The 21,801-nt window shown below is 68.0% G+C and carries 24 protein-coding genes and 1 tRNA gene; 15 read left to right on the top strand and 10 right to left on the bottom strand.

What is annotated here, in order from left to right; translation table 11 throughout:
* The 12 genes from OXK16_04555 to OXK16_04500 all read left to right on the top strand — a co-directional run.
* Positions 1 to 632: IclR family transcriptional regulator (locus tag OXK16_04555; GenBank protein ID MDE0375217.1), on the top strand; the 632-nt coding region annotated here is incomplete at its 5' end.
* 169 nt (positions 633 to 801) lie between these two features.
* Positions 802 to 1,569: a fumarylacetoacetate hydrolase family protein gene (locus OXK16_04550; protein MDE0375216.1), complete on the top strand. Its 768-nt coding sequence runs from the start codon at positions 802 to 804 to the stop codon at positions 1,567 to 1,569.
* A 10-nt stretch (positions 1,570 to 1,579) separates the two neighbouring features.
* Positions 1,580 to 2,467 (top strand): acetaldehyde dehydrogenase (acetylating), encoded by an 888-nt coding sequence (locus tag OXK16_04545; protein MDE0375215.1) that lies wholly within the window; start codon positions 1,580 to 1,582, stop codon positions 2,465 to 2,467.
* Positions 2,464 to 3,492, top strand: coding sequence for a 4-hydroxy-2-oxovalerate aldolase (gene dmpG / locus OXK16_04540; protein ID MDE0375214.1), 1,029 nt, complete (start codon positions 2,464 to 2,466; stop codon positions 3,490 to 3,492). The genes OXK16_04545 and dmpG overlap by 4 nt, the downstream gene beginning before the upstream one ends.
* Before the next feature lie 13 nt (positions 3,493 to 3,505).
* Positions 3,506 to 4,294 (top strand): fumarylacetoacetate hydrolase family protein, encoded by a 789-nt coding sequence (locus tag OXK16_04535; GenBank protein ID MDE0375213.1) that lies wholly within the window; start codon positions 3,506 to 3,508, stop codon positions 4,292 to 4,294.
* Complete coding sequence (locus OXK16_04530; protein MDE0375212.1) at positions 4,291 to 5,094, top strand: fumarylacetoacetate hydrolase family protein; 804 nt, start codon at positions 4,291 to 4,293, stop codon at positions 5,092 to 5,094. Before OXK16_04535 ends, OXK16_04530 begins: the two co-directional genes overlap by 4 nt.
* A gap of 28 nt (positions 5,095 to 5,122) precedes the next feature.
* Positions 5,123 to 5,353 carry a 2-hydroxymuconate tautomerase family protein gene (locus tag OXK16_04525; protein MDE0375211.1) on the top strand — a complete coding sequence of 77 codons (231 nt, stop codon included), beginning with the start codon at positions 5,123 to 5,125 and terminating at the stop codon, positions 5,351 to 5,353.
* Entirely contained in the window at positions 5,350 to 6,801 is a 1,452-nt protein-coding gene (locus OXK16_04520; GenBank protein ID MDE0375210.1) for an aldehyde dehydrogenase, read from the top strand. The genes OXK16_04525 and OXK16_04520 overlap by 4 nt, the downstream gene beginning before the upstream one ends.
* A gap of 22 nt (positions 6,802 to 6,823) precedes the next feature.
* Complete coding sequence (locus tag OXK16_04515; GenBank protein MDE0375209.1) at positions 6,824 to 7,195, top strand: Rieske (2Fe-2S) protein; 372 nt, start codon at positions 6,824 to 6,826, stop codon at positions 7,193 to 7,195.
* On the top strand, positions 7,188 to 7,811 hold the full coding sequence (locus OXK16_04510; GenBank protein MDE0375208.1) for an HAD-IA family hydrolase: 624 nt from the start codon (positions 7,188 to 7,190) through the stop codon (positions 7,809 to 7,811). Before OXK16_04515 ends, OXK16_04510 begins: the two co-directional genes overlap by 8 nt.
* A 70-nt stretch (positions 7,812 to 7,881) precedes the next feature.
* A complete protein-coding gene (locus OXK16_04505; protein ID MDE0375207.1) occupies positions 7,882 to 8,256 on the top strand; it encodes a hypothetical protein in 375 nt (124 codons plus the stop codon).
* 76 nt (positions 8,257 to 8,332) lie between these two features.
* A complete protein-coding gene (locus tag OXK16_04500; protein MDE0375206.1) occupies positions 8,333 to 8,653 on the top strand; it encodes a hypothetical protein in 321 nt (106 codons plus the stop codon).
* A 26-nt stretch (positions 8,654 to 8,679) separates the two neighbouring features.
* Here OXK16_04500 and OXK16_04495 read toward each other — a convergent pair whose 3' ends face one another.
* Complete coding sequence (locus tag OXK16_04495) at positions 8,680 to 9,489, bottom strand: methyltransferase domain-containing protein (GenBank protein MDE0375205.1); 810 nt, start codon at positions 9,487 to 9,489, stop codon at positions 8,680 to 8,682.
* 249 nt (positions 9,490 to 9,738) lie between these two features.
* Here OXK16_04495 and OXK16_04490 point away from each other — a divergent pair, with 249 nt between their 5' ends.
* Positions 9,739 to 11,331 (top strand): sodium/proline symporter, encoded by a 1,593-nt coding sequence (locus OXK16_04490; GenBank protein ID MDE0375204.1) that lies wholly within the window; start codon positions 9,739 to 9,741, stop codon positions 11,329 to 11,331.
* Positions 11,332 to 11,426: 95 nt separating this feature from the next.
* On the opposite strand, the gene OXK16_04485 is transcribed toward OXK16_04490, so the two are convergent.
* From OXK16_04485 to panB, 4 genes are all read right to left on the bottom strand, one after another.
* On the bottom strand, positions 11,427 to 12,074 hold the full coding sequence (locus OXK16_04485) for an HAD-IA family hydrolase (protein MDE0375203.1): 648 nt from the start codon (positions 12,072 to 12,074) through the stop codon (positions 11,427 to 11,429).
* 60 nt (positions 12,075 to 12,134) lie between these two features.
* Entirely contained in the window at positions 12,135 to 12,416 is a 282-nt protein-coding gene (locus tag OXK16_04480; GenBank protein MDE0375202.1) for a hypothetical protein, read from the bottom strand.
* A 122-nt stretch (positions 12,417 to 12,538) separates the two neighbouring features.
* Complete coding sequence (locus OXK16_04475) at positions 12,539 to 12,832, bottom strand: hypothetical protein (protein MDE0375201.1); 294 nt, start codon at positions 12,830 to 12,832, stop codon at positions 12,539 to 12,541.
* Between the two features lie 109 nt (positions 12,833 to 12,941).
* Positions 12,942 to 13,808 (bottom strand): 3-methyl-2-oxobutanoate hydroxymethyltransferase, encoded by an 867-nt coding sequence (gene panB / locus OXK16_04470; GenBank protein ID MDE0375200.1) that lies wholly within the window; start codon positions 13,806 to 13,808, stop codon positions 12,942 to 12,944.
* Positions 13,809 to 14,250: 442 nt separating this feature from the next.
* Between panB and OXK16_04465 the strand changes: the two genes are divergently transcribed.
* On the top strand, positions 14,251 to 14,727 hold the full coding sequence (locus OXK16_04465) for a Fur family transcriptional regulator (protein MDE0375199.1): 477 nt from the start codon (positions 14,251 to 14,253) through the stop codon (positions 14,725 to 14,727).
* Between the two features lie 45 nt (positions 14,728 to 14,772).
* Here OXK16_04465 and OXK16_04460 read toward each other — a convergent pair whose 3' ends face one another.
* From OXK16_04460 to ligD, 5 genes are all read right to left on the bottom strand, one after another.
* On the bottom strand, positions 14,773 to 15,390 hold the full coding sequence (locus tag OXK16_04460) for an MBL fold metallo-hydrolase (GenBank protein MDE0375198.1): 618 nt from the start codon (positions 15,388 to 15,390) through the stop codon (positions 14,773 to 14,775).
* 481 nt (positions 15,391 to 15,871) lie between these two features.
* Complete coding sequence (gene menD, locus OXK16_04455) at positions 15,872 to 17,554, bottom strand: 2-succinyl-5-enolpyruvyl-6-hydroxy-3-cyclohexene-1-carboxylic-acid synthase (protein MDE0375197.1); 1,683 nt, start codon at positions 17,552 to 17,554, stop codon at positions 15,872 to 15,874.
* Entirely contained in the window at positions 17,551 to 18,927 is a 1,377-nt protein-coding gene (locus OXK16_04450; protein ID MDE0375196.1) for an isochorismate synthase, read from the bottom strand. Before OXK16_04450 ends, menD begins: the two co-directional genes overlap by 4 nt.
* On the bottom strand, positions 18,924 to 19,664 hold the full coding sequence (locus tag OXK16_04445; protein MDE0375195.1) for a MerR family transcriptional regulator: 741 nt from the start codon (positions 19,662 to 19,664) through the stop codon (positions 18,924 to 18,926). The genes OXK16_04450 and OXK16_04445 overlap by 4 nt, the downstream gene beginning before the upstream one ends.
* 47 nt (positions 19,665 to 19,711) lie before the next feature.
* Entirely contained in the window at positions 19,712 to 21,520 is a 1,809-nt protein-coding gene (gene ligD / locus OXK16_04440; protein MDE0375194.1) for a non-homologous end-joining DNA ligase, read from the bottom strand.
* Between the two features lie 76 nt (positions 21,521 to 21,596).
* On the opposite strand from ligD, the gene OXK16_04435 reads away from it, so the two are divergent.
* Positions 21,597 to 21,669 (top strand) — tRNA-Lys (locus OXK16_04435).
* Positions 21,670 to 21,801: the final 132 nt, after the last annotated feature.

Here is a 21,801-nt window from a genome sequence, read left to right as displayed (position 1 = left end):
GCCTGCTCACCACCCTCACCGAGGAGCACCTGCTGGTGAAGAACCCCGAGACCGGGCGCTATCGGCTGGGCCTGGCCATGTACGACCTGGGCAACACCGCCGTCACGGGCCTCAACCTGCACGCCGCGCTGGCCCCCCCGATGAACTGGCTTCAGGACGTGACCGGCGGAACCGTGCATGCCGGCGTGCTCGACCTCCGCGAGGTGATCTACATCGAGCGCCTCGACTCGCCTCATATGCTGCGCCTGTTCATAGAGGTGGGGCGGCGCCAACCCGCCCACTCCACCAGCACCGGCAAGTGCCTGCTCGCCCACCTGGACGACACTGCTCTCGACCGGATCCTGGACGGATGGAAGCTGGAACCGAAGACCGTCCACACCATCACCGACATCGCCACCCTCCGCGGGCAAGTGGCGGAGATCCGTCGCCTGGGCTACGCCCGCAATCTCGAAGAGTCGGAGTTGGGAGTCATCTCGGTGTCGGCCCCGATCCGCGACCGGAGCCGGACGGTGGTCGCGGCCGTGTCGGTAGCCGGGCCTAAGTCACGTCTGGAGCCGGAAATGCTGGCCCTCACCCAGTCGGTTCTCGAAGCCGCCGCGGTCGTCTCACACCAGTTGGGCTACCGCAGGTGACGGCCTCTCCGGACCTGCGGGCGATGCTCAGAGAAGTGACCGGTGGCGGGTGACCACTGACCACTGACCACTGACCACTGACCGTACCGCATAGAAGAACGTTGGTCCGTACCTGCCCGGCGGCTTGGGTACGGTAGAGGCGTCAGGCCAGGGCAAGGACCGCAACTCAATGAACACCGCTCAGCAGAGAGCCGAGGCGCTCTACGCGGCCCGCAGGAACCGGGTTCCGATCGAGCCCTTGACGGATGCCGACCCCGGGATGACGGCCGATGACGCCTATGCCGCGCAGACCCATTTCGCTTCCAGGCTTCTGGCCGACGGGGATTCGATATCCGGCTACAAGCTCGGCCTGACGTCCAAGGCCATGCAGCAGATGATGGGCATCTCCGATCCGGACTTCGGGCCGGTACTCCATTCCATGGTCCACGACGGGGACTTGGACGCCTCCGCCTTCATCCAGCCCAAGGTGGAGGCCGAGATCGCCCTGGTCCTGGACCGGCCTCTCAAGGGTCCCGGAGTGACCACCCTCGCGGCGGCCCGGGCGGTGGGGGGAGCGGTGGCCGCCATCGAGGTGGTGGACTCCCGGATCGCCGACTGGCGGATAAAGCTGGCCGACACCATCAGCGACCTGGCCTCCATCGGGGGCGTGGTGATGAGCAGCCGGATCGTGCCCCTCGACTTCGACCTGCGCCTGGTGGGCATGACCTTCTCGCTCAACGGTTCGGTGGTGGCTACCGGCGCCGGCGCGGCGGCACTCGGCAACCCGCTGACCGCGCTGGCATGGCTGGCCAACACCCTCGCCCGCCACGATGTGACCCTGGAGGAGGGGATGTTCGTCATGACCGGTTCGCTGCACGCCGCGGTCGACGTGGGAGCCGGGGACGCGGTGCGGGCCGACTTCGACCGTCTGGGCCCGGTCGCGCTCAGGATGGCCTGACTTGAGCCGGATGCGTTGCGCCATCGTCGGCAGCGGGAACATCGGCACCGACCTGCTCTACAAACTTCAGCGTTCCGATGCCCTCGAGGCCGCTGCGATGGTCGGCATCGATCCCGACTCGGAAGGATTGGCCCGGGCCCGGGGAGTAGGAGTCGAGGCGACCCCGGAGGGGCCGGACTGGCTGCTCGACAGAGCCGACCGCTTCGACCTGGTGTTCGAGGCCACCTCCGCGTGGGTGCATAGGATGAACGCCGCCCGCTACCGGGATGCCGGGCTGATGGCGATAGACCTCACCCCGGCCAAGCTGGGACCCCTCGTGGTCCCCCCGGTCAACCTCGACGCCCATCTCGACGCCCCCAACCTCAACCTCATCACCTGCGGCGGGCAGGCCACCGTCCCGATCGTGGCAGCGGTGGCAGCCGTGGCGCCCGTGCCCTACGCGGAGATCGTCTCGACGGTCTCGTCCGTGTCGGCAGGACCGGGAACCCGCCAGAACATCGACGAGTTCACCAAGACCACCTCTGCCTCGCTGGTCGAGGTCGGAGGGGCCGACCACGGCAAGGCCATCATGATCCTCAATCCGGCCGAGCCCCCCATCCTGATGCGCAACACCGTCTTCTGCGCCCTGGGCGACGGGCACGACCGGGACGAGGTAGCCGCCTCGATCACCGAGATGGTCCGGACCGTGGCCTCCTACGTCCCCGGGTACCGGCTCAAGGCGGAGCCGGTGTTCGACGAGGACCTGTTCCGCACCCCCGGCGGGGATGTGAAGGCCCGCGTGGTGGTGCTTCTCGAAGTGGAGGGCGCCGCCGATTACCTGCCGCCGTACGCCGGCAATCTCGACATCATGACCGCCTCGGCCGTCCGGGTGGCCGAGGCCGTGGCAGCCGCTCGATGACCGCCGCCTTCCGCCTCACCGACTCCACACTGCGCGACGGCTCGCACGCGGTGGCCCACCAGCTCACCGAGGACCAGGTCCGGCGGGTAGTGGTTGGGCTGGACCGGGCCGGCGTGCCGGTCATCGAGGTCACCCACGGCGACGGCCTGGGCGGATCGTCCTTCAACTACGGCTTCTCCCACACCAACGAGATGAACCTGATCAGGACGGCCGTCGAGGCGGCGGTCGATTCCAAGATCGCCGTGCTGATGCTCCCGGGGATCGGGGTGAAGGACGACCTGCGCCGGGCCGCCGGGATGGGCGTTGGCGTGGCCCGGGTCGCCACCCACTGCACCGAGGCCGACATCTCCGAGCAGCACATCGCTCTGGCGAAGGAGTTGGGCATGGAGGCGGTGGGGTTCCTGATGATGTCCCACATGATCGAACCGGAGGCGCTGCTCCACCAGGCGCGGCTCATGGAGTCGTACGGGGCGGACGTGGTCTACACGGTCGACTCGGCCGGGGCGATGACCATCGACGACGCCCGCCGCCGGGTGGCCGCCCTCAAGGACGGCCTGTCATGCCAGGTGGGAGTCCATGCCCACAACAACCTGTCCCTGGCGGTCGCCAACTCGCTGGCCGCCCTCGAGGAAGGGGTGGACCAGATCGACGGGTGCATGACCGGTCTGGGCGCCGGGGCCGGGAACTGCCCGACCGAGGTCCTGGTGGCGGCGTGCGAGAAGACCGGCTGGGAGACCGGCATCGATCCGATCTCCCTCATCGAGGTGGCCGACCGGGCGGTACGGCCCATCCGTCCCGAGCAGGGAGTCATCGACGGTGACGGGCTGCTGCTGGGCTACGCAGGCGTCTACGGGTCGTTCCTCCTCCACGCCAAGCGGGCAGCCGAGAGGTACGGGGTGCCCACGAGGGACATCCTGCTGGAGCTGGGGGAGCGGAGAGTGGTGGGAGGCCAGGAAGACATGATCATCGACGTTGCGATGGAGCTGCAGCGCCGGGCTGCGGCTGCGCAACCCGCCGTTGCGTGAAAGGGGATTGGCCATGGACGAGCAACAGTCTTCGAGCGATCTGGTGGAAGGGCTCGCGGCCAGGCTGGCGGAGGCCGTCGAGACCCGGACCGCCATCAGCTCCCTGGCCGGCGAGCGCGAGTTCACGGTCGACGCCGCCTACGACATCCAGGACGCGGCGCTGGCGCGCGCCGTGGCCGGTGGCGAGACCATCGTGGCGGCCAAGCTCGGGTTGACCAGCCGGGCCAAGCAGGAGCAGATGGGGGTGTCGGAAGCTCTGTACGGGTGGTTGACCGACCGGCACCGCCTGGACCCCGGCCAAGCCCTCGACAGCGGCAGGCTGATCCAGCCCCGCGCCGAGCCGGAGATCGCCCTCATCACCTCGCGCGACCTCGAGGGACCGGTGGGACTCCATGACGTCCTCGCCGCCACAGAGGCCGTAGCGCCGGCGCTCGACATTCTGGACTCCCGCTTCGCCGGTTACTCGTTCACCCTGGCCGACGTGGTGGCCGACAACTGCAGCGCCGGCGCCTTCGTGGTGGGGAATCCCGTACCCCTCGGGAGTATCGACCTGTCATTGGTGGGGTGCGTGTTCGAGAAGAACGGCGAGCTCGTGGGCACTGCCGCGGGAGCTGCCGTGCTGGGGCATCCGGCCGCGGCGGTCGCCTGGTTCGTACGGAAGCTGTCCGAGCGGGGCAAGGGTCTCCCCGCCGGTTCCCTGATCCTGCCCGGAGCGTTGACCGGCGCGGTGCCCGTCGGTCCGGGAGACTCGGTGGTCGCCTCCTTCGACCGGATCGGCTCGGTTGGGCTGTCCGTGGCATGAGAAGCCCCGCGGCGCCGCCTCTCGACCGGGAGACCATCTCGCAACTGGCCGGCCGGCTCGACGAGGCCCGCCGGTCCCGGACCCCCACCACCCGGTTGACCGACGATCATCCCGGACTCACCGAAGCCGATGCTTACGCCATCGCCGACCGCGGCGTCTCCCTGCGCGTGGATGTCGGCGAGCGGGTGGTGGGTGCCAAGCTCGGGTTTACCTCGGCAGCCATGCGGCAAGCCATGGGCGTCGACTCGCCCAACTACGGATGGCTCACCGACCCGATGATCGTCTCGGACGGGCAGTTATCGCTGGGCCACCTGATTCACCCCAAGGCCGAGCCGGAGATCGCCTTCGTGCTCGGCGAGGACCTGGAGGGCGCTGCGGTGTCAGCCCAGGACGTCCTGTCCGTAACCGCCTACGTGATGCCGGTCATCGAGGTGGTCGATTCCCGGTTCGCCGGCTTCCGGTTCCGGGAACTCGACAACACCTCCGACAACTCGTCCGCCGGGATGGTGGTCCTGGGCAGGCGGGCTACCAGGCCGGACTTCGACCTGTCCAGGGTGGGAGTGGTGGTCACGGTGAACGGGGAGCTGTTCCAGACCTCGTCGGGCGCGGCGGCTCTCGGCCATCCGGCGGCCAGCGTCGCCTGGCTGGTGCGGCGGCTGGCCCGGTCGGGTCGAGGGTTGGAGGCCGGCCATCTGATCATCTCCGGCGGCCTCACGGGTCCGGTCGATCTCCTGCCCGGCACGTCCGTCGTAGTCGAGATAGATCGCCTGGGCAGCGTTTCGATGCGGGTCCACGAGTAGTCATCCGTAACAGCAGAGAGGAGTCGCCATGCCGATAGTCACCGTCAACCTGATGGAAGGGCGCTCGCCGGAGCAGATCGAGAACATGATCGCCGAAGTCTCCGACGCCCTGGTCAGGAGCCTCGACGCTCCCATCGAGACCGTACGGATCATGGTCAACGAGATGGCGCCGTACGGCTTCGGCATCGCCGGGCGACCCGCCCGGGTGGTGATGGCCGAACGGGAGGCGGCAGCCGCGCAGAGGGAGGGAAGCGCATGATCACGCTGCGGAACTTCATCGGGGGCCGGTTCGAGGACCCGTCCTCGGGCGAGACGTTCGAATCGGTGAGCCCCATCGACAACACCCCGATCGCGACCGTGGCCAGGGGGAACGCCGAGGATGTGGGCCGGGCGGTCAGAGCGGCCCGGGCCGCGCTGCCGGCTTGGGCATCGATGGACCCCGCCGAGCGCCGCCGGGCCCTGTACCGGGTGGCCGAGGGGATCGAAGCCCGCCTCGACGAGCTGGCCGAGTGGGAGGTCCGGGACATGGGGAAGCCGATCTCGGCCGCCCGCTCCAAGGACATCCCCCGCTCCGCCCACAACTTCCGCTTCTTCGCCGACGCCGCCGAGCACGCCCACACCAAGGCCTTCTCCAAGCCCTGGGACGGGGTTCTCACCTACGAGTTACGGGAGCCGCTGGGTGTCGTGGGCGCCATCTCGCCGTGGAACTTCCCCCTGATGCTGCTCACCTGGAAGGTGGCGCCGGCCCTTGCCTACGGCTGCACGGTGGTGGCCAAGCCGGCCGAGCAGTCCCCGGTGACCGCCACCCTGCTGGCGGAGATCTGCCGGGACGCCGGCCTGCCCGACGGGGTGTTCAACCTGGTCCACGGCTTCGGGCCGGACGAGGCGGGCGAGGCCCTGGTGCGGCATCCCGATGTGGACGGTATCACCTTCACCGGCGAGTCGGCCACCGGCAAGGCCATCATGGCCGCCGCGGCGCCGAGCCTGAAGAAGCTGTCGTTCGAGTTGGGCGGCAACTCGCCCAACATCGTCTGCGCCGATGCCGACCTGGACAAGGCCGTGGCCGGCTCGCTCCGGGGCATCTTCACCAACCAGGGCGAGGTGTGCCTGGCCGGCGCCCGCCTGCTCGTCCAGCGTCCCGTGTACGACGAGTTCGTGGCCCGGATGGTGGAAGGCGCCGAGCGGTACGTGGTGGGGAACCCGCTCGATCCCGCCACCGGCATGGGCCCGCTGGTCACCCGGGAGCACATGGAGAAGGTGCTGTCCTACATCGACCTGGCCACCGACGAAGGGGCCAAGCTGATGACCGGCGGCCACCGGATCACCGACGGAGCCCTGGCGAGCGGGAACTACGTGGCGCCGACCATCTTCGCCGATGCCGACAACCACATGCGGTCCTGCCAGGACGAGATCTTCGGGCCGGTCGAGATGATCATCCCCTTCGACGAGGTCGACGAGGCGATCGAGATGGCCAACGACACCCGCTACGGATTGGCGGCGATGGTGTGGACCACCAACGTGAACACCGCCCATAAGGTCGCCCGGGAGGTGCGGGCCGGCACGATGTGGGTCAACTGCTTCTTCGTGCGCGACCTGCGGGCGCCCTTCGGCGGCTACGGAGACTCCGGTGTCGGCCGGGAGGGGGGCGAGTACAGCTACGAGTTCTTCAGCGAATCCAAGGCTGTGGTGATGAAGCTGGACGGGTAAGGCGTGTCCGTCGCGGGCGACCATGCCCACGGTTAGCGCCGGCCCAGTCGAGGACCTGCCCACCAACAGCTGTGTCGAGATCGGGGATGGGCGGGCGGTAGTGGTCCGGGTCGGCGATCGGGCCTACGCCTACCGGAACGAGTGCCTGCACCAGGCGTCTCGGCTGGCCGGCGGGTTCGTCAAGGACGGGGTCATCACCTGTCCCCTCCACTTCTGGCGCTACGAGGCGGACACGGGCGCCAAGTGCGGGGAGCCGGGACTCCGGCTCGACTGCTACCCGGTCCGGATCGAGTCCGGGACCGTGCTCGTCGATCTACCCGAGCCCGAGCCGTCCCGGTCCATGCGGGAGATGATGCTGGACCATGCCCGGGAGTGGGATCGTGGGGATGGCTGACGTCCGGGCGGTCATCTGGGACATGGGAGGCATCCTCTACCCGACCCCTTTCGAGCTGCTCGACGATCTCGAAGCATCCAGGGGCTGGCCTCCGGGCACCCTGCCGCGGGGACCCTTCTCGCCCGGGGGCGACCCCGACTACGCCAAGTGCTCGACCGGTGAGTTGACCGAGACCGAGTACTGGAAGAGGTACCAGCAGGCCAGCGCCGCCAACGGCCGCCCTCTGGACCTGAAAAAGGAGATCGACTGGACCGGCACTGAGCGTCCCGAGGCGATGTCCACCATCGAGGTCCTCGGCCATCGCTTCCGCCAGGCCACCCTCTCCAATGATTCGAGCGAGTGGTTGGGTTACGGGTGGTGGGATTCGTGGCCCTACGCCCACCTGTTCGAGCAGGTGATAGACGTGGTGACCCTCGGGGTACGCAAGCCGCATCCCCTCACCTACACGACCACCGCCGACCGCATGGGGCTCCACGTCTCCGAGTGCCTGTTCGTGGACGACATGGCGGTCAACATCGAAGGCGCCGAGGAGATCGGCATGCCCGGCTTCTTCTTCGACCACACCCGGGTCGCCGCCAGCTGCTCGGACCTCGTGCGCTACCTGGAGCTCGGCTAGGCTCGACGGAGGCTAGGTAGGGCTAACAAGGGTCTAGACATCCCCATCATGGCTCAGTACATTGTCCGGCATGGAACCCACAGTTCTTGCCGATTCGCTCGACGACGGCATCGTCCAGTCCCCTCGGACGCCCGATCCACCGGTTGGTGACGAGGATCGGGATCGGACCGATCGGGCTGAGCATCGGCCCGCCGGATCATCGGAGCCTTCAGGTCTGGTAGCGATCCAGATCATCAGCATGGGCCGCCCTGAGGATCCCGTGCTGGCCGACCTCATGGAGAAGGCCTTCGAGGCGGCGGACCGGCGGGACAGGCGTCGCTACGGTCCGGAGTGGCGGCGCGAAGTAGCGGAGGGCTTCCGCAAACTGATGGAGGAGTGGCAGGCGGAGAACGGGGCATTCACCGAGGAAGAGCTCCGCCGGGGCCGCGCCATCCTAGGTAGATAGACGGCGACCCTGGTGCTCGACGCGGGCGCACTGATCCAAGTGGATCGCGGCAACCGAGAAGTTCTGGCCGCGCTCGATGCCGCTTTCGACAAGGGCGAAGCCGTTCATGTACCCCGGCGTGATCGGCCAGGCTTGGAGGAACCCGGACCGCCAAGCCCTGCTATCGCGAACGCTCAAGCGATGCAAGGAGGTCGATCTCGACGGAGCGACGGCTCGCGCCGGCGGCCAACTGTGTGGCTGGGCGGCTACGAGCGACGTGATCGATGCGTCCGTTGCGCTCGCGGTGGCTCGGGCTCGGCGCTCGGACGAGGACGTCACGCTGTTGACATCCGACTCCGGCGAGTTGGGGATGCTGCTCTCTGTCCTGGACGCACGAGCCCGAATCATCGAGGTGTGATCCGGCCGGGATGACCTACTTCGTCGTCACGGCTTGGTGGCGATGGCCTCGCCGAAGGCGATGGCGCCCAGCGCTCCCGGATGGTCTCGCCACTTCGCCTGGTCGACCTTCCACGTGTCGAACTGTTCTTGGGTGGCCAGCCCCACGGCCGTGGCGGCGGCCATCACCTTGGGGGAGAAGAACCACTCGGTGATCACAGCGTCGAGCACGGCTCTGGCTTCGGGGGTGCTGAACATGTCGACCGAGGCAGTCGCCCGGATGTCCGTGAATCCGCCGTCCAGCAGCTTGGCTTTGAGTTCCCTTCCCATCTGGGGATGCCCGCCGTTGGCGATCACCAGCTTCGTGAACGTCTCCCATGCTCCCGCCAGGCTGTAGGCGGGTTCCGAGAAGCTGGACGCAGCTATCAGCTCGCGGCAGGAGATGATCCCGCCGGGCTTCAGAACCCTCCTGACCTCCGCCAGGACGGCATCGGTGTCCGGAACGTGCATCAGGACGGTATGGCAGTGGGCCACGTCGAACGTGTTGTCGTCGAAGGGAAGATCGGTGGCGTCCCCCACCTGGAAGGAGGCGTTGGCGTGCCCGCCGGCTCCGGCAGCGGCGCGGGCCATCTCGATCTGAGAACTCTCGATATCGATGCCGTGGAACTCACCGGGCTCCACGGCCCTGGCCAGACCCACCGACAGGGTCCCGGGCCCGCAGCCGAAGTCGAGCACGCTGAGTCCGGGCTCGAGGTGGGGGAGCAGGTGTCTGGCATGCGTCTCCGCGCTCCGCCAATGGAGCATCTGCAGGAAGTCCTCGTCATAGCCCATCGTGTATGTCGATGCCGGCTCCGGCATGCTGGCTCCTTCTGTTCGCGGCCGGCGTGCATTATCGCCGGGAGCGGTGGGTACCGGGTACATGGGCTCGATGCCCGGCGAGCCCGGCTCCTTCGATGCCCACCCCGACGCCGGGCACGACGAGTACGGGTGCGATGGATCCGGGGAACCCGGCCGTATACTGCTGTAATCCCTCGCCGTGCCGGTAGGGCGGGTTCGGCCTTGCGGGCGACCCTGGGTACGGCTACGAATCGAGGTAGGGGGTTTCGCATGGCCGATTGGGCTTGGACGCTGATCGTCTTCTCGCTGTACTTCGTCGTCCTGATCGGCATCGTGGTCTACCGGTCGGACCGCGTGGCGAACATGGGTGACTACGTCCTGGGCGGGCGAAGGCTCGGCGCCTTCACCATCGCCCTGAGCGCCGGTGCTTCCAACGCCAGCGGCTGGACCATGCTGGTGTTGCCGGCGCTGGCCTTCGCCGGCGGTCTCTTGCACCTCTGGACCGTGGCCGGTCTCGTGGCGGGCATCTGGGCGGTGTGGATCGTCATGGCCAAACGGCTCCGGCGCTACACCATCACGGCCGACGATGCGCTGACCATCCCGGAGTTCTGGGAGAAACGCTTCGGGGACACCTCCGGGACGTTGCGCGGCCTGGCCGCCGCGATCAGCCTCTACTTCATCACGCTCTACGTCTGCTCGGGGCTTATCGCGGGCGCCAAGCTCCTCGAGGAAGTCTTCGACCTGGATCCCACCGGCACGGCCCACAACATGGCGATCCTCGTCACCCTGCTCGCCCTGCTGTTCTACACGTTCATGGGCTTTGTCGCCGTGTCCCGGACCGATGTCTTCCAGGCCCTCCTCATGCTGGGTGGGTTCGTCATCATCGCCTTGACCCTCACTCTGAACACGAGCAACCCCTTCCAGGGTCTCGAGAGTGCCGCTCCCGGGTTCTGGAACCCGTTCACGGACGCAGCCGGAGACGGACTGGGATGGACGCCCTACGCATCCGCCCTCGGCTGGGGACTGGGCACCTTCGGAGCCCTCAGGCTCCTGGCGCGGTTCATGGCCATAAGGGAAGAACGGCTGATTCCTCGTAGTACCTACACAAACGTGGGCTGGGCGGCGCTCGTGTTCTCGTTCGGGCTGCTGGCGGGCCTGGTCGCCGCGCCGGCCCTCGCCGCGCGAGGTGTGGACATTCCCGACTCGGAGCGGCTCTACCTGGTGGTCTCGTCGGTCTTCTTCCACCCGATCGTGGGGGGCCTGCTGCTGACGGCCGTGGTGGCGGCCGTCATGAGCACCGCCGACTCGCAACTGTTGCTGGCATCCGCCGTCGCTTCCAGAGATTTGCCATGGCTCAAGCGGATCACGGAGCGGATGCGGGCCGAGCGGCAGGTAACGGTGGGGAGGCTGTTGCTCGTCGCGGTCGGCGTGGTGGCCGCGGTGATCTCGATCCTCTCTCCGGAGTCGGTGTTCGCCCTGGTCTCATTGGCCTGGGGCGGTATGGGCGCAGCCTTCGGCCCGGTAACCGTCATGGCCCTGTACTGGAGGCGCTTCAACCTGGCCGGGGCCTTCACCGGCGTCATCTCGGGCACCGTGTTCTCCACCTTCTGGTGGCTGATGGACCTGGGCAACCAGGGCCTGCTCAGCCTGACCGAGTCTCTCGGGCTGGCGTCCGCGGTCAGGAGCCTCACCGAGATCGGTGTGTGGGAGATCAACCCGGCCGTTCCCGGCTTCGCGGCGGCAACGGCCCTGGCCATCGTGGTGACCCTGGCGACGGCTCCCCCGTCCGAGGAGATCACACGGTTATTCGACGAGGTCAACAGCCCCGACTGGGTGGACCCGACCCACGCTCCGGCGCGTTAGGGAGCATCCTGGCCGCGTAGCGCAACGCACTCCTTGACCAGGCCGGCCGATCGAGTCTTCAGTGCTCCGGGCCTCGGTCTCGGGAAGGTGGACTCCTAGACCGGGACCGCGTCCAGCACCCGAGCGATGGAGGCCGGCCGGTCGAGCACGTTGAAGTGGACGGTTTGCATGCCCACCTTCTCGGCGCCGGCGATGTTGACGGGCTGGTCATCCACGAACAGCACCCGGTCGGCGGGCAGTCCTATGCGATCGAGCAGGCGCAGGTAGCCGCGGGGATCGGGCTTGAGGATGCCGGTGTTCGAAAGATCGACGAAGGGATCGAAACGGTCGAGTACCTGCATGCGCTCGATCCACGCCGGGTCGTGGAACCGGCTCAGGTCGTTGGTGAGGACCGCCACCCGCATTCCCATGGAGCGGAGCGTGCTCTGCAGTTCCCAGGTCTCGGGGCGGATCACCTCCTCCCGGGGGGCGTCGAACAGGGCGTCGATGAAGCTGCGCAGGCGGTCCGGGCCGGCCCCGATCATCTCGGCGTGGCGGTCCGCCTGGCGATGCCAGTATTCGAGTTCCGTGAACTCCCCGGCCCGGAACCTCCGCCAGAGGGGGTCGGCATCCGGGTCGAAGGGACCGGCCAGATCGATGCTGCCCCGCGGTAGGTCGAGCCGGTCCTCCAGCCCGGCCGCCATCTCGAACGGGGTCCGGATGACCACCCCACCGAAGTCGAAGGCCACTGCGTCAACTGCCATCAGGCCAACAAGTTAACCGGAAGCTCGGCCGGTTCCGGTCCGGGCGCTCGCATGGCCGGCTCAGCGGTTCCTGTGCAGGATGACGGTCATCTCTGACGGGATGCCCTGCTGGGCGCCCTCTAGCGCCCTGGTCATGGCGAGGGCTGCCTCGGCGATGGTCGACACCGCGCTGGCACCCTCACTGCTCAGGAACGAGCCCTGATGCTTCCTGCGGAGGAGGCTGTACAGCTCCCGACCCACTCTCTGACCTTCGAGCTCGCTCAGCGCTCGCCGGTGAACTTCGGTGTCGAGATCGGCATCGCCGGACCTCGGAACCCTGATTTCGATTGACCAATTGCCCATGCCGGGCAACGTATGTGGTTTCCGGGACCTTTTCAAGACCCTTGATCAGCAGCTCGTGCCGCGCACCGAGGTCCGTGCTGGTGGGGTACAAGGAGTGGTCGATGTCTGGCTATACAGCCCGATCAGGCTGAGAGGGCAGCTCCGATGCCGATGACCACCACGAGGATGAGGATCAGAACTATGCCCGCCAGGGAGATCACCAAGCCGGCAATCGCCATCCCGCGATTGGGCGCTCCCCGGTTGGCGTTCCTCAGGCCGATGATCGAGAAGATCAGTCCCAGAACCCAGCACACGAAGTTGACTCCGGGGAGCCACGAGACCACCAGCGCACAAATCGCGAGCACCAAGCCCGCTATCGCCATCCCGTTACTGGCTGGAGCGTCCTGGCCCTGCGTTCCTCCGGACGGATTGTCCATAGCGTTCCTTTCATCCCGGATGCGGTGCCGTGAGCTTAGGTGCACTTCCTGCCACGGCGGTGGCAAGCCGGCTGACGATGGCCGGCCCGTGAGCGCGCAGCGGGTCTGATCAGTGGCCGATAGCGCGGTTGGATCCGGTGGGTTCCTCGATCAGCTCCAGGGCGGCGGCGTCGATCATGTGGTAGGACTCTTCCTCGCTCGGGAACGAGCCCCGGCGGACGTCCCGGATCCAGCGATCTATCGCTGCTATGGCCTCTCCGGACATTTCGGCGTAGCGCCGGACGAACTTGGGGTAGTGCCCGAAGTTGAGACCTAGCATGTCATGCATCACCAGCACCTGCCCGTCGGTGTCCGACCCGGCGCCTATCCCGATCGTGGGCACGGTCACCCGGCGGGTGATGGCCTGAGCCAGGAGGGCGGGGACACCCTCGAGGACAAGGGCGAACACCCCGGCCTCCTCAAGGGCCAGGGCGTCCGCTATCAGCCGCCTGGCGTCCTCCAGCCTCCTCCCTCGGATCAGGTAGCCACCGGCCGCATGGACCGACTGGGGGGTCAGCCCGATGTGTCCCATCACCGGGATCTCGGCCGAGACGAGCTTGCGGATCATCTCGACCCGGGGCGTGCCTCCTTCGAGCTTGACGGCCTCGGCTCCGCCCTCCCGGACCAGCCGGGCGGCGTTGCGCAAGGTCTCCTCAGGGCTGACATGGAAGGTCATCCACGGCATGTCGGCTACCAGCAGGGCATTGGGGCGGGCTCGTGCCACCGCGGAGGTGTGGTGGATCATGTCGTCGAGGGTGACCTCGTTGGTGGTCTCGTATCCGAGAACCACGTTGGCCACCGAGTCGCCCACCAGGATGATGTCGACCCCGGCCTGATCCGCCACCTTGCCGCCGGGGAAGTCGTAGGCGGTGAGCATCGTCAGCGGTTCCCCGCCCTTCCGGGCCCGCACGGCCGGAGCGGTTACCTTTTTGCGGATGCCACCGGGCGGGTGGCTCGACGTAGTGTTCGACATAACTGCTCCTTCTCCCCACCATCGAGGTTGGGGGACACCTCCCGGCTCCAGAGTCGTCACTGGCGGCCGGAGAGCAAATGGTCATCTTGTGAACCGTGAGAGGAATTGGCCCGCCTACCCGGGTCGCGCCTTCCGTCCGGTCTACCGGTCAGTCTAGTGGTCTGCCTGCAGAACGGCCGCGCGGTATGGCGTCGGCAGCGGTGTTTCTTGCAAGGCCCGCTGACGAAGGGGTACTCGCATCGGTACGTTGAGGAGGCGGAACGCAGCGAGGGGCGCCGGTGCCTGCCAGAGTAGGCCTGGTTGTTGTTGACAGAATTGGACCTTGCAGTGCAGTTGCCAAGACCACTCAGATGACATAGAATCACAGCTGGCTAGAGCAGGCACTTGTTACAGCGTGGGGGTCAACATGTCGAACGAAGTCATCCTGACCGAGGACCTGCTCATGGAGCGGCTCCGCGAAGCCGGACTCCGCCTTACCCTTCCGAGAAGGGCCGTACTTCGCGCCCTGGCGGCGAGTGACGAGCCGTTCGTGAGTGCACGGATGATCATGGATCACGTTCACGAGACCGCGGGCCGGATGGAAGCGTCGACCGTCTACCGGATCCTCGACGATCTGGCCCGGATCGGGCTGGTTCACCACATATCACTGGGCAACGGGCGGTCGGGAAGATGGCACATCACGCTTGACCACGACCACGAACATCTCGTGTGCGAAGCGTGCGGTAGGACCATCGAGGTGTCTCACACCGAGTTCGCCCCACTCTTCGAGCTCCTCTCGAGAAAGTACGGATTCCAGACCAGCCCACACCATTTCGCAATCGTGGGCTCCTGTGAGGAGTGCGGCCCGCAAAACGACCATCCTCATCCACGGGGCAGCGGTTAGCCCGGTTTCCGTCCCTATCCGAGAACTCGCTCTACCGCCGGTCGGTTACCAGCCTCGGGCGATCCACTCGGGCAACTCCGGCTTCTCGGTCCCGATGGTGGTCTTGGTCGGGCCGTGTCCCGGATAGACGTCGGTGCTCTCATCGAGGGTGAACAGCCGGTCCTTGATGCTCTTGATGATCTGGTCGAAGTCCCCACCCTCGTACTCGGTAGCGCCTGGGCCGCCCGGGAACAAAGTGTCCCCGGAGAAGAGCACGCCCGGACTGAGGAAGCACACCGATCCGGGCGTGTGGCCGGGCGTATGCATGGTCAGCAGGCTGGTCTCGCCCAGAGGGATCACCTCCCCGTCGGCCAGCGCGGTCGGAGCGACCCGAGTGGTTCGCGCCGCCAACTCGTGATCGGCGGGGTGGAGGAGGAAGGGAACGCCGAGGGTGTCGACCACCGGGGCCACGGCCCTCAGGTGGTCGTGGTGGCCATGCGTGGTGAGCAGGGCCTCCACCTCCACACCGTCGGCCAGCTCGAGAATCCGATCCGGTTCGGCGGCGGCGTCGATGATCACTCCCCGACCGGTTTGGGCGCACGCCACCACGAAGGCGTTGTTGGCGTATTCGCCCACCAGCGCCGCCCTGGTCAGGATGGTGCCGTTGTCAAAGGTCCAACTCATGGCGGCGACTCTAGACGAATCGCCGGCTCGCCCGCATTGGTGAGGCTCTCACGGAACACGATGGTCCATCCGGGGTGTTCCCGATCCTCGACCGGGCGGCCTTTCTCCCGCAACAGCGGCGATACATGGCGGATCGGACGGAGCAACTGAGAGGACGTGTCACACCCCTTCGATACGTTGCCAATCGCCAAGCACCTACACCGGCCGATGCGTCTACCGATCGGAACGGCCGGCCCGGAGGGAACAAATGGGGCTTCATGGAGCGAACCGCCGAACCCGGCAGCCAGCCGGGCATGGCCCAACACGCTCCGAACCAGGACAGGTGGTGGCGGGGGAGGGCCCGGCGGAGCACCGGATTTTCGCGACTTCTCGAACTTTGGGCAGAGGGCACCGTGTGTGGCGTTCTGATCCTCAGGTACAGGGCACCGTGTGTGGCGTTCTGATCCTCAGGTACAGGGCACCGTGTGTGGCGTTCTGATCCTCAGGTTCGGTAGAGGCGGTGGTAGGCGGCGAACATGGCCTCGGGGTCGGTTTCCACCACCAGCACGCTGACACCCGGTCGTGACCTCGCCCCTCGCAGCGCTTCCACCAGGTTGGCCGGCTCGATCCGTTCGGCCGTCACGCCGAAGCCGCCGGCCACGGCCACCAGGTCGTGGTCGTGGGGGGTGACGAAGAGTTCCCGAGCCTGCTGGTAGGCGGCCTCCGCGCCGGACTCCCGGAGGGATCGGAGGTAGGGGAGCATCTCGAAGATGGCGCCTCCCCGGTTGTCGAGCACGACGATCGACAGATCCACCCCCAGCGATCGGGCCGCGGCCAGCGATCCGGCATCGTGGAGGAAGGTCAGGTCCCCCACCAGGGCGGTGACCCGCCTTCCGAGTCCCAGGGCCGCGCCGGCTGCCGACGCCAGCGCACCGTCGATCCCGCACGCACCCCTGTTGCCGAACACGGCCGCGCCGCAGCCCGGCTCCAGCATGGCGTTCACATGGCGCACCGGCATGCTGGAACCCACCCAGACCAGGGCCTCGTTGTCGAGCACGTCCGCTGTCAGGGCCAGCTCGGTGTCGGGGTGGTGGGTGCGCTCGTAGCGGCGCCGCTCTCGGCCCCCGAGCTCAGCGGATCGCCAGGCACCGGTCCAGGCGCCGTCCAGCGGTGAGGGCGACGCCCGCTCCAGGAGCGGTGCGATCGGATCGCGCAGGACGGCTTCCGGACCGGCTGCCGTCCACCGGAAGTCCGGATCCAGGACGACCTCGGGTGCTCGGAGCCCTTCCAGCCAGTTCTGGGTGATCGTGCCCGTGGGCATGCCGCCGACTCGGATTACCGCGTCAGGGGTCTGCAGGGCTGAACTCCGGTCCCCGACCAGCACGTCACCGGTGGTCACCAGGTTCTCGCTGGCGCGGCTTCGCAGTCCCGACATCCCGTCGGCCAGGATCGGCCAACCGGCCAGTGCCGCCAGTCGATACACGGCCTCCCGCTCGGCCTGGCCGGTCTGTCTGGGACCCACCACGATCACTCCGTTGTCGGCCCGGTCCATGAAACCTTCCAGCGTCTTCACGGACGGTCCGAGCACCCGCTTCCCCCCGGACTCCGGTAACGACATCTCGAGTGATGGTCCGGTGTCGAGCCGCTCCGGGGGCTCCAGCGGCTTGTCGAACGGGACGTTCAGATGAACCGGACCGGCGTTGGGCGGGTAGGCGGCCCCCAGCACGCGCAGCACCTCACCGGCCACCCACTCGCGATCGCACTCGTGCGCCACCGCAAGGTTTGCGGAGGCGCGCACCGCCGAGCCGTAGAGCCCGATCTGGTTGATGGTCTGGGGAGCGTCCCGATCCAGGAAACCGGGCGGGCGGTCGGCGGTGACGACCACTAGCGGCACCCGACCTCGATCGGCCTCCACCACGGCCGGCAGGTAGTTGGCGGCCGCCGATCCGGAGGTGCAGACCATGGCGGCCGGTTCTCCGGTGGCTCTGGCCGATCCCAGGGCCGTGAACCCGGCGGAGCGCTCATCGAGCACCACCTCAGTGGGCGGGCCACTGTCGCTCACCGCCAGGACCAGCGGCGTGGAACGGGAGCCCGGGGAGATGATCACCCTGGCCACGCCCCCCTCGACGAGGGCGGCAGCGATGGTGTCGGCGGTGGCGTAGGCTCGCCGCCGGTGATCGGTCATACCGGAGGGAGAGAGGGGAGGAGCGCTCCCAGCTTCAGATCGGTCTCCAGGAGTTCCTTCTCCGGTTGCGATGCCGAGACGATACCTGCGCCCGCGAAGAGGCTGGTCCGGTTGCCATCGATCAGGCAGGACCGCAGGGCGGTATGGAACTCGCCGTTCCCGGACAGGTCGCAATAGCCCACCGGCCCGGCATACCAACCCCGGTCGAAGGGCTCGTGGGCCGTGATCCAGCTCGTGGCCCGGTCCCGGGGCAGGCCTCCCACCGCCGGGGTGGGATGGAGGGATCCCACCACGTCCAGGACGCCGGTTCCGACCGGCGCCACCGCGCTGATCGGCGTGGCTAGATGGAGGATGCCCGGCAACTCGAGAACTCCGGTCCGTTCCGGGGGATCCAGCGCGAAGCCCCGGTCCGACAGCCGGCGCATGAGCTCGGAGCGGACGTGGGCGTGCTCCTCGAGTTCCTTCGAATCGCTCAGGAGAAGGCGCGCCAGGCGCCTGTCCTCCGACCCGGACGACCCCCTCGGCGCGGTTCCGGCCAGAGCGAGCGTCCTGACCGTCAACCCATCGACCCGGGCCAGCAACTCGGGAGTGGCGCCACAGAACACGGCGCCTCCGGGTCGGGCAAAGGCGAAGATGACACAACCGCCGTGGATCCGGCGCAGAGCGGCCAGGAAAGGCCCGAGGTCCGGCCGGTGATCGACATCCAGCCTGCGGGCCAGGGTCACCTTCTTCAGGTCTCCGTCCCGTATCAACCGGATCGCATCCCCGGCGCCGGACAGGTAGACCGGATCGCTCAGGTCGATGTCGTCGGCACGCCGGGCGTCCGTCACCCCGGGAGCGACCCGCCCCGGCGCCACGCGGTGGGCGGCCCGGATCCGCCCGATCAACGCTCCGGCGACCGCGGCGGGATCGGCGCCGGCGAGAACCTCGGTTGCCGCGATCCACACCCGGTTGCCGGGGTCCCGCCGGATGTAGGCCAGCTCGGGAAGCACGAGCCGCCCGGCCGGGAATCCCGGCCAAGCGCCGCCCGGGGCGAACGAGAAGCCCCCGACCAGGAGCGGGGCCCGCTCCGCTCCTTCGAGCGCCGCCGGGTGGGTCCGGCTCGCGAGGTCACGCACGGCGGCCGAGGCGGTCCCGAACCGTCCGGCGTCCGCCAGGGTCTCGATCGTGTGCGCCTCCCCGGCGGCCGCCATTGCGAAGCCGCGCTCCGGCGTCTCCCAGTAGGCGAAGGGCGGCCCGGCCTCCAACGCTATGGCGAGCGCATCGCTCTCCTGCGCGGGCGCTGCCAGGGTGACTATCGAGGGACGCCCCGAGACGGCGGCGCGGGCGGCGGCGCGGGCGACGCGTTGCTCCAACCGCCCGTGGCCGGTCATCGCCACTCGGTGTGGATCACCATCTGACGTTCCTCGATGTCCTCGAGGGCCTTGACCAGGGCAGCGTCCTCCGATTCGTCCAGCCGTTCCTTGACCCGGGTGATCACCGTGTGGTGGAAGTGCTGCGCGACCAGACGGGTGACGTGGACCACGAGAGTCCGGAACATCTCGGCCAGTTCGACGGGCCGGTGGGGCTGGTTGTCGCGGATGTGGTCGTTGAACAGGTCGATGGCGGCGTCCACCACGCTCTCCACCGATGTGGCGTGCCGGGCCGCCAGGGCCGCCAGCTTGTCGAGGGGGAACCCGGCCTCCAACAGCGACATACCGGCGGCCAGCATCGGCGCCACGTCGGGAGCGAATCGTTCCTCCTCGCCGTCGCCGAGGGGCTGGATGAGGCCGGCCGACACCGCGATGTCCACCAGATGGGGGGGAAGCCCGGATCGCTCGGCGAGCTCGGCCCGCCCCAGGCCGACAGTGGCCCCGGCCAGGGATTCCAGGAGCGGATGCCCTGACTCGTCCAGGAGGCGCTTGATCTGGGCCAGGGTGAAGCCGTCATCGGCGAGCGCTCGGATGGTTCGCAAACGGGTCAGGTGGGCGCTCCCGTACACCACCGAGCGGCCATCCCGGTCGGTGGGAGGCAGGAGGCCCATCCCCTGGTAGTAGCGGACGGTGTCGACCCCGACCCCGGCCTCGGCAGCCAGTTGCTCCACCCGGTATGCCGTATCTTCGCGAGCCATAGCTCCCACTCTAGGAGTGATCGCTCACAACTTCCGCTTCGATGCGGTCAGCCGGACTCCAGTCCCAGCGACTCCTCGGCCCGGTCGAGCCGCTGGCCTCCCAGGAGAACGGGCGCGAACAGGTCTCCGTAGCGGGCGATCCGGTCCCAGATCGTGGCGATGGTGAGGCTCGCAGGATCGATGGAGCCCAACTCGTCCCACCGGAGCGGCGTGGAGACCGGCGCGCCGGGGCGCGGCCGGACCGAGTAGGCCGCCGCGATGGTGGCCCCGGCCCTGTTCTGGCCGGAGTCGATGTACACCTTCCCCGCACGGTTGGGGATGTGGCGATCCATGGTCACGTTCTCCGGGTTGGCGGCGGCCAGCAGATGGCCGAGCCGCTGCACGAACATCCTGACCCGGGCGTAGTCGTGGACCGGGTCGAGAGGTACGTGGACGTGGATGCCTCTCGATCCGGAGGTCTTCGGGTATCCCCTCAACCGGAGGTGGCTGAGGGCTTCTCGCAGGAGGCCGGCGACAGCCACCACCTGGTCCCAGCTCGAGCCTACGGCGGGGTCGAGGTCGAACACCGCGAAGTCCGGGGTGTGGAGGGACCGGGCCCGGGAGAGCCAGGGGTGGATCTCGATGCAACCCATGTTGGCCAGCCACATGAGGGACTCGGGCCGGTCGGCGGTCACGTACTCGATCACCGCACCCCGATGGGCCGAGTCGATCGGGACCAGCGGCATCCAGGCCGGCTGGTGGCCGGGGGCCTGCTTCTCGTAGAAGGATGCGGCCTCGGCGCCGTCGGGGAACCGGGCCATCACGATCGCCCGGTCCTCCAGGTGGGGGAGCAGCACGGGCGCAGCCGAGGCGTAGTAGGAGATCAGGTCGCCCTTGGTGTAGCCGTCGGGAAAGAACTGCTTGTCGAGGTTGGAGAGCCGCAGGGGGTAGTCGTAGCCGGCCAGGGCGTAGCCCTCTTTGGTCTCCGAGGCCTTTGGCACGGTCGGGAAGGAGACGCGGCCGCTGGCGGCGGGCCGTCCGGGTGTCTCGGGCTTGGTCACGGACGCCAGCGCGCCCTCGATCTCCGTCCGGATCCTGCGATGGGACGGCTCGTCGCGGGACTCGGAGATGACGGTCATCCGGAATCCGGCCCGGTGCACCGCCTCGACCAACGGCGTGACCCGGAGGTCGCCCCGGCCGTAGGGGAGGTGGCGGATCTCGCCGGTCTCGTCGTACAGGACATCGCTGAACTGGGTGTGGAGCGGATCGATCTTCCATCCGGCGAAGTTCTCCCGCAGGAAACCGAGCACCGCCTCGAACGCCTCGACCGACCGCAGACCGCCGCCGCTGATGGCATGGACGTGGGCCCAGTCGATGACCGGCCGCACGAACGGGTACTCCGCCCCGAGGAGGGCGATGTCGCCCAGGCTCCCCATCTGGGAGACGCGCCCGGTGGTCTCGAGGCCCAGACCCACCCCGAGGTCGGACACCTGGGGAGCCAGGTGATCGAGATGGCGCCGGATGGTGTCCATCAGGAAGCCCGGCTCCTCCTTGCGCCGCCCGCCCGGATGGGCCACCACCACCCGGGCGTCCATATCGGCGGCCAGCTTCATCGTGTGCTCGATCGCTCCCCGGCATCTCCGCGCCCGGTCCTCGTCGGTAAGGGTGAGGACCGCGAAGTAGGGGGCATGGATGGAGAGGGGGATCCCCCGCTCCGCAGCCTCCTTCCCGAAGGATCTGCAGCGCCGCTCGTTCCACGGGAAGGACCTGGTGAACGCCAGCTCGAAGGCCTGGTAGCCCTGCTCCACGAGCCCGTCCAGGAACTCCTCGTCCGGCATTGCCGGCGGCGGCATCCCCGAGTATCCGAACGTGATCACCGAGCCAGCCTATCGCTCCCGAGCGCGGCGGAGTGGAGGCTCATGAAATGCCCTGGTGGTCACTACTCTGCCGGTTGGGCCTGTAGCTCAGTAGGCAGAGCAGCGGACTTTTAATCCGAAGGTCGCGGGTTCGATTCCCGCCGGGCCCACAAAGTTTCTGTTGGTTTCTGACAGTTTCAGAACCACTCAAAGCACCAGGTCACAGGTAATTCCTGAAACTTCCACTCACCGAGTCACGTGCGTTGGCACGGCGTCGGTTGTTCCTTGACAACCCGTCCCGT

This window comes from bacterium, assembly GCA_028821235.1.
In the GTDB taxonomy this organism is placed as follows: Bacteria; Actinomycetota; Acidimicrobiia; order Spongiisociales; family Spongiisociaceae; genus Spongiisocius.
This window is presented reverse-complemented; position numbering and strand designations above follow the sequence as displayed.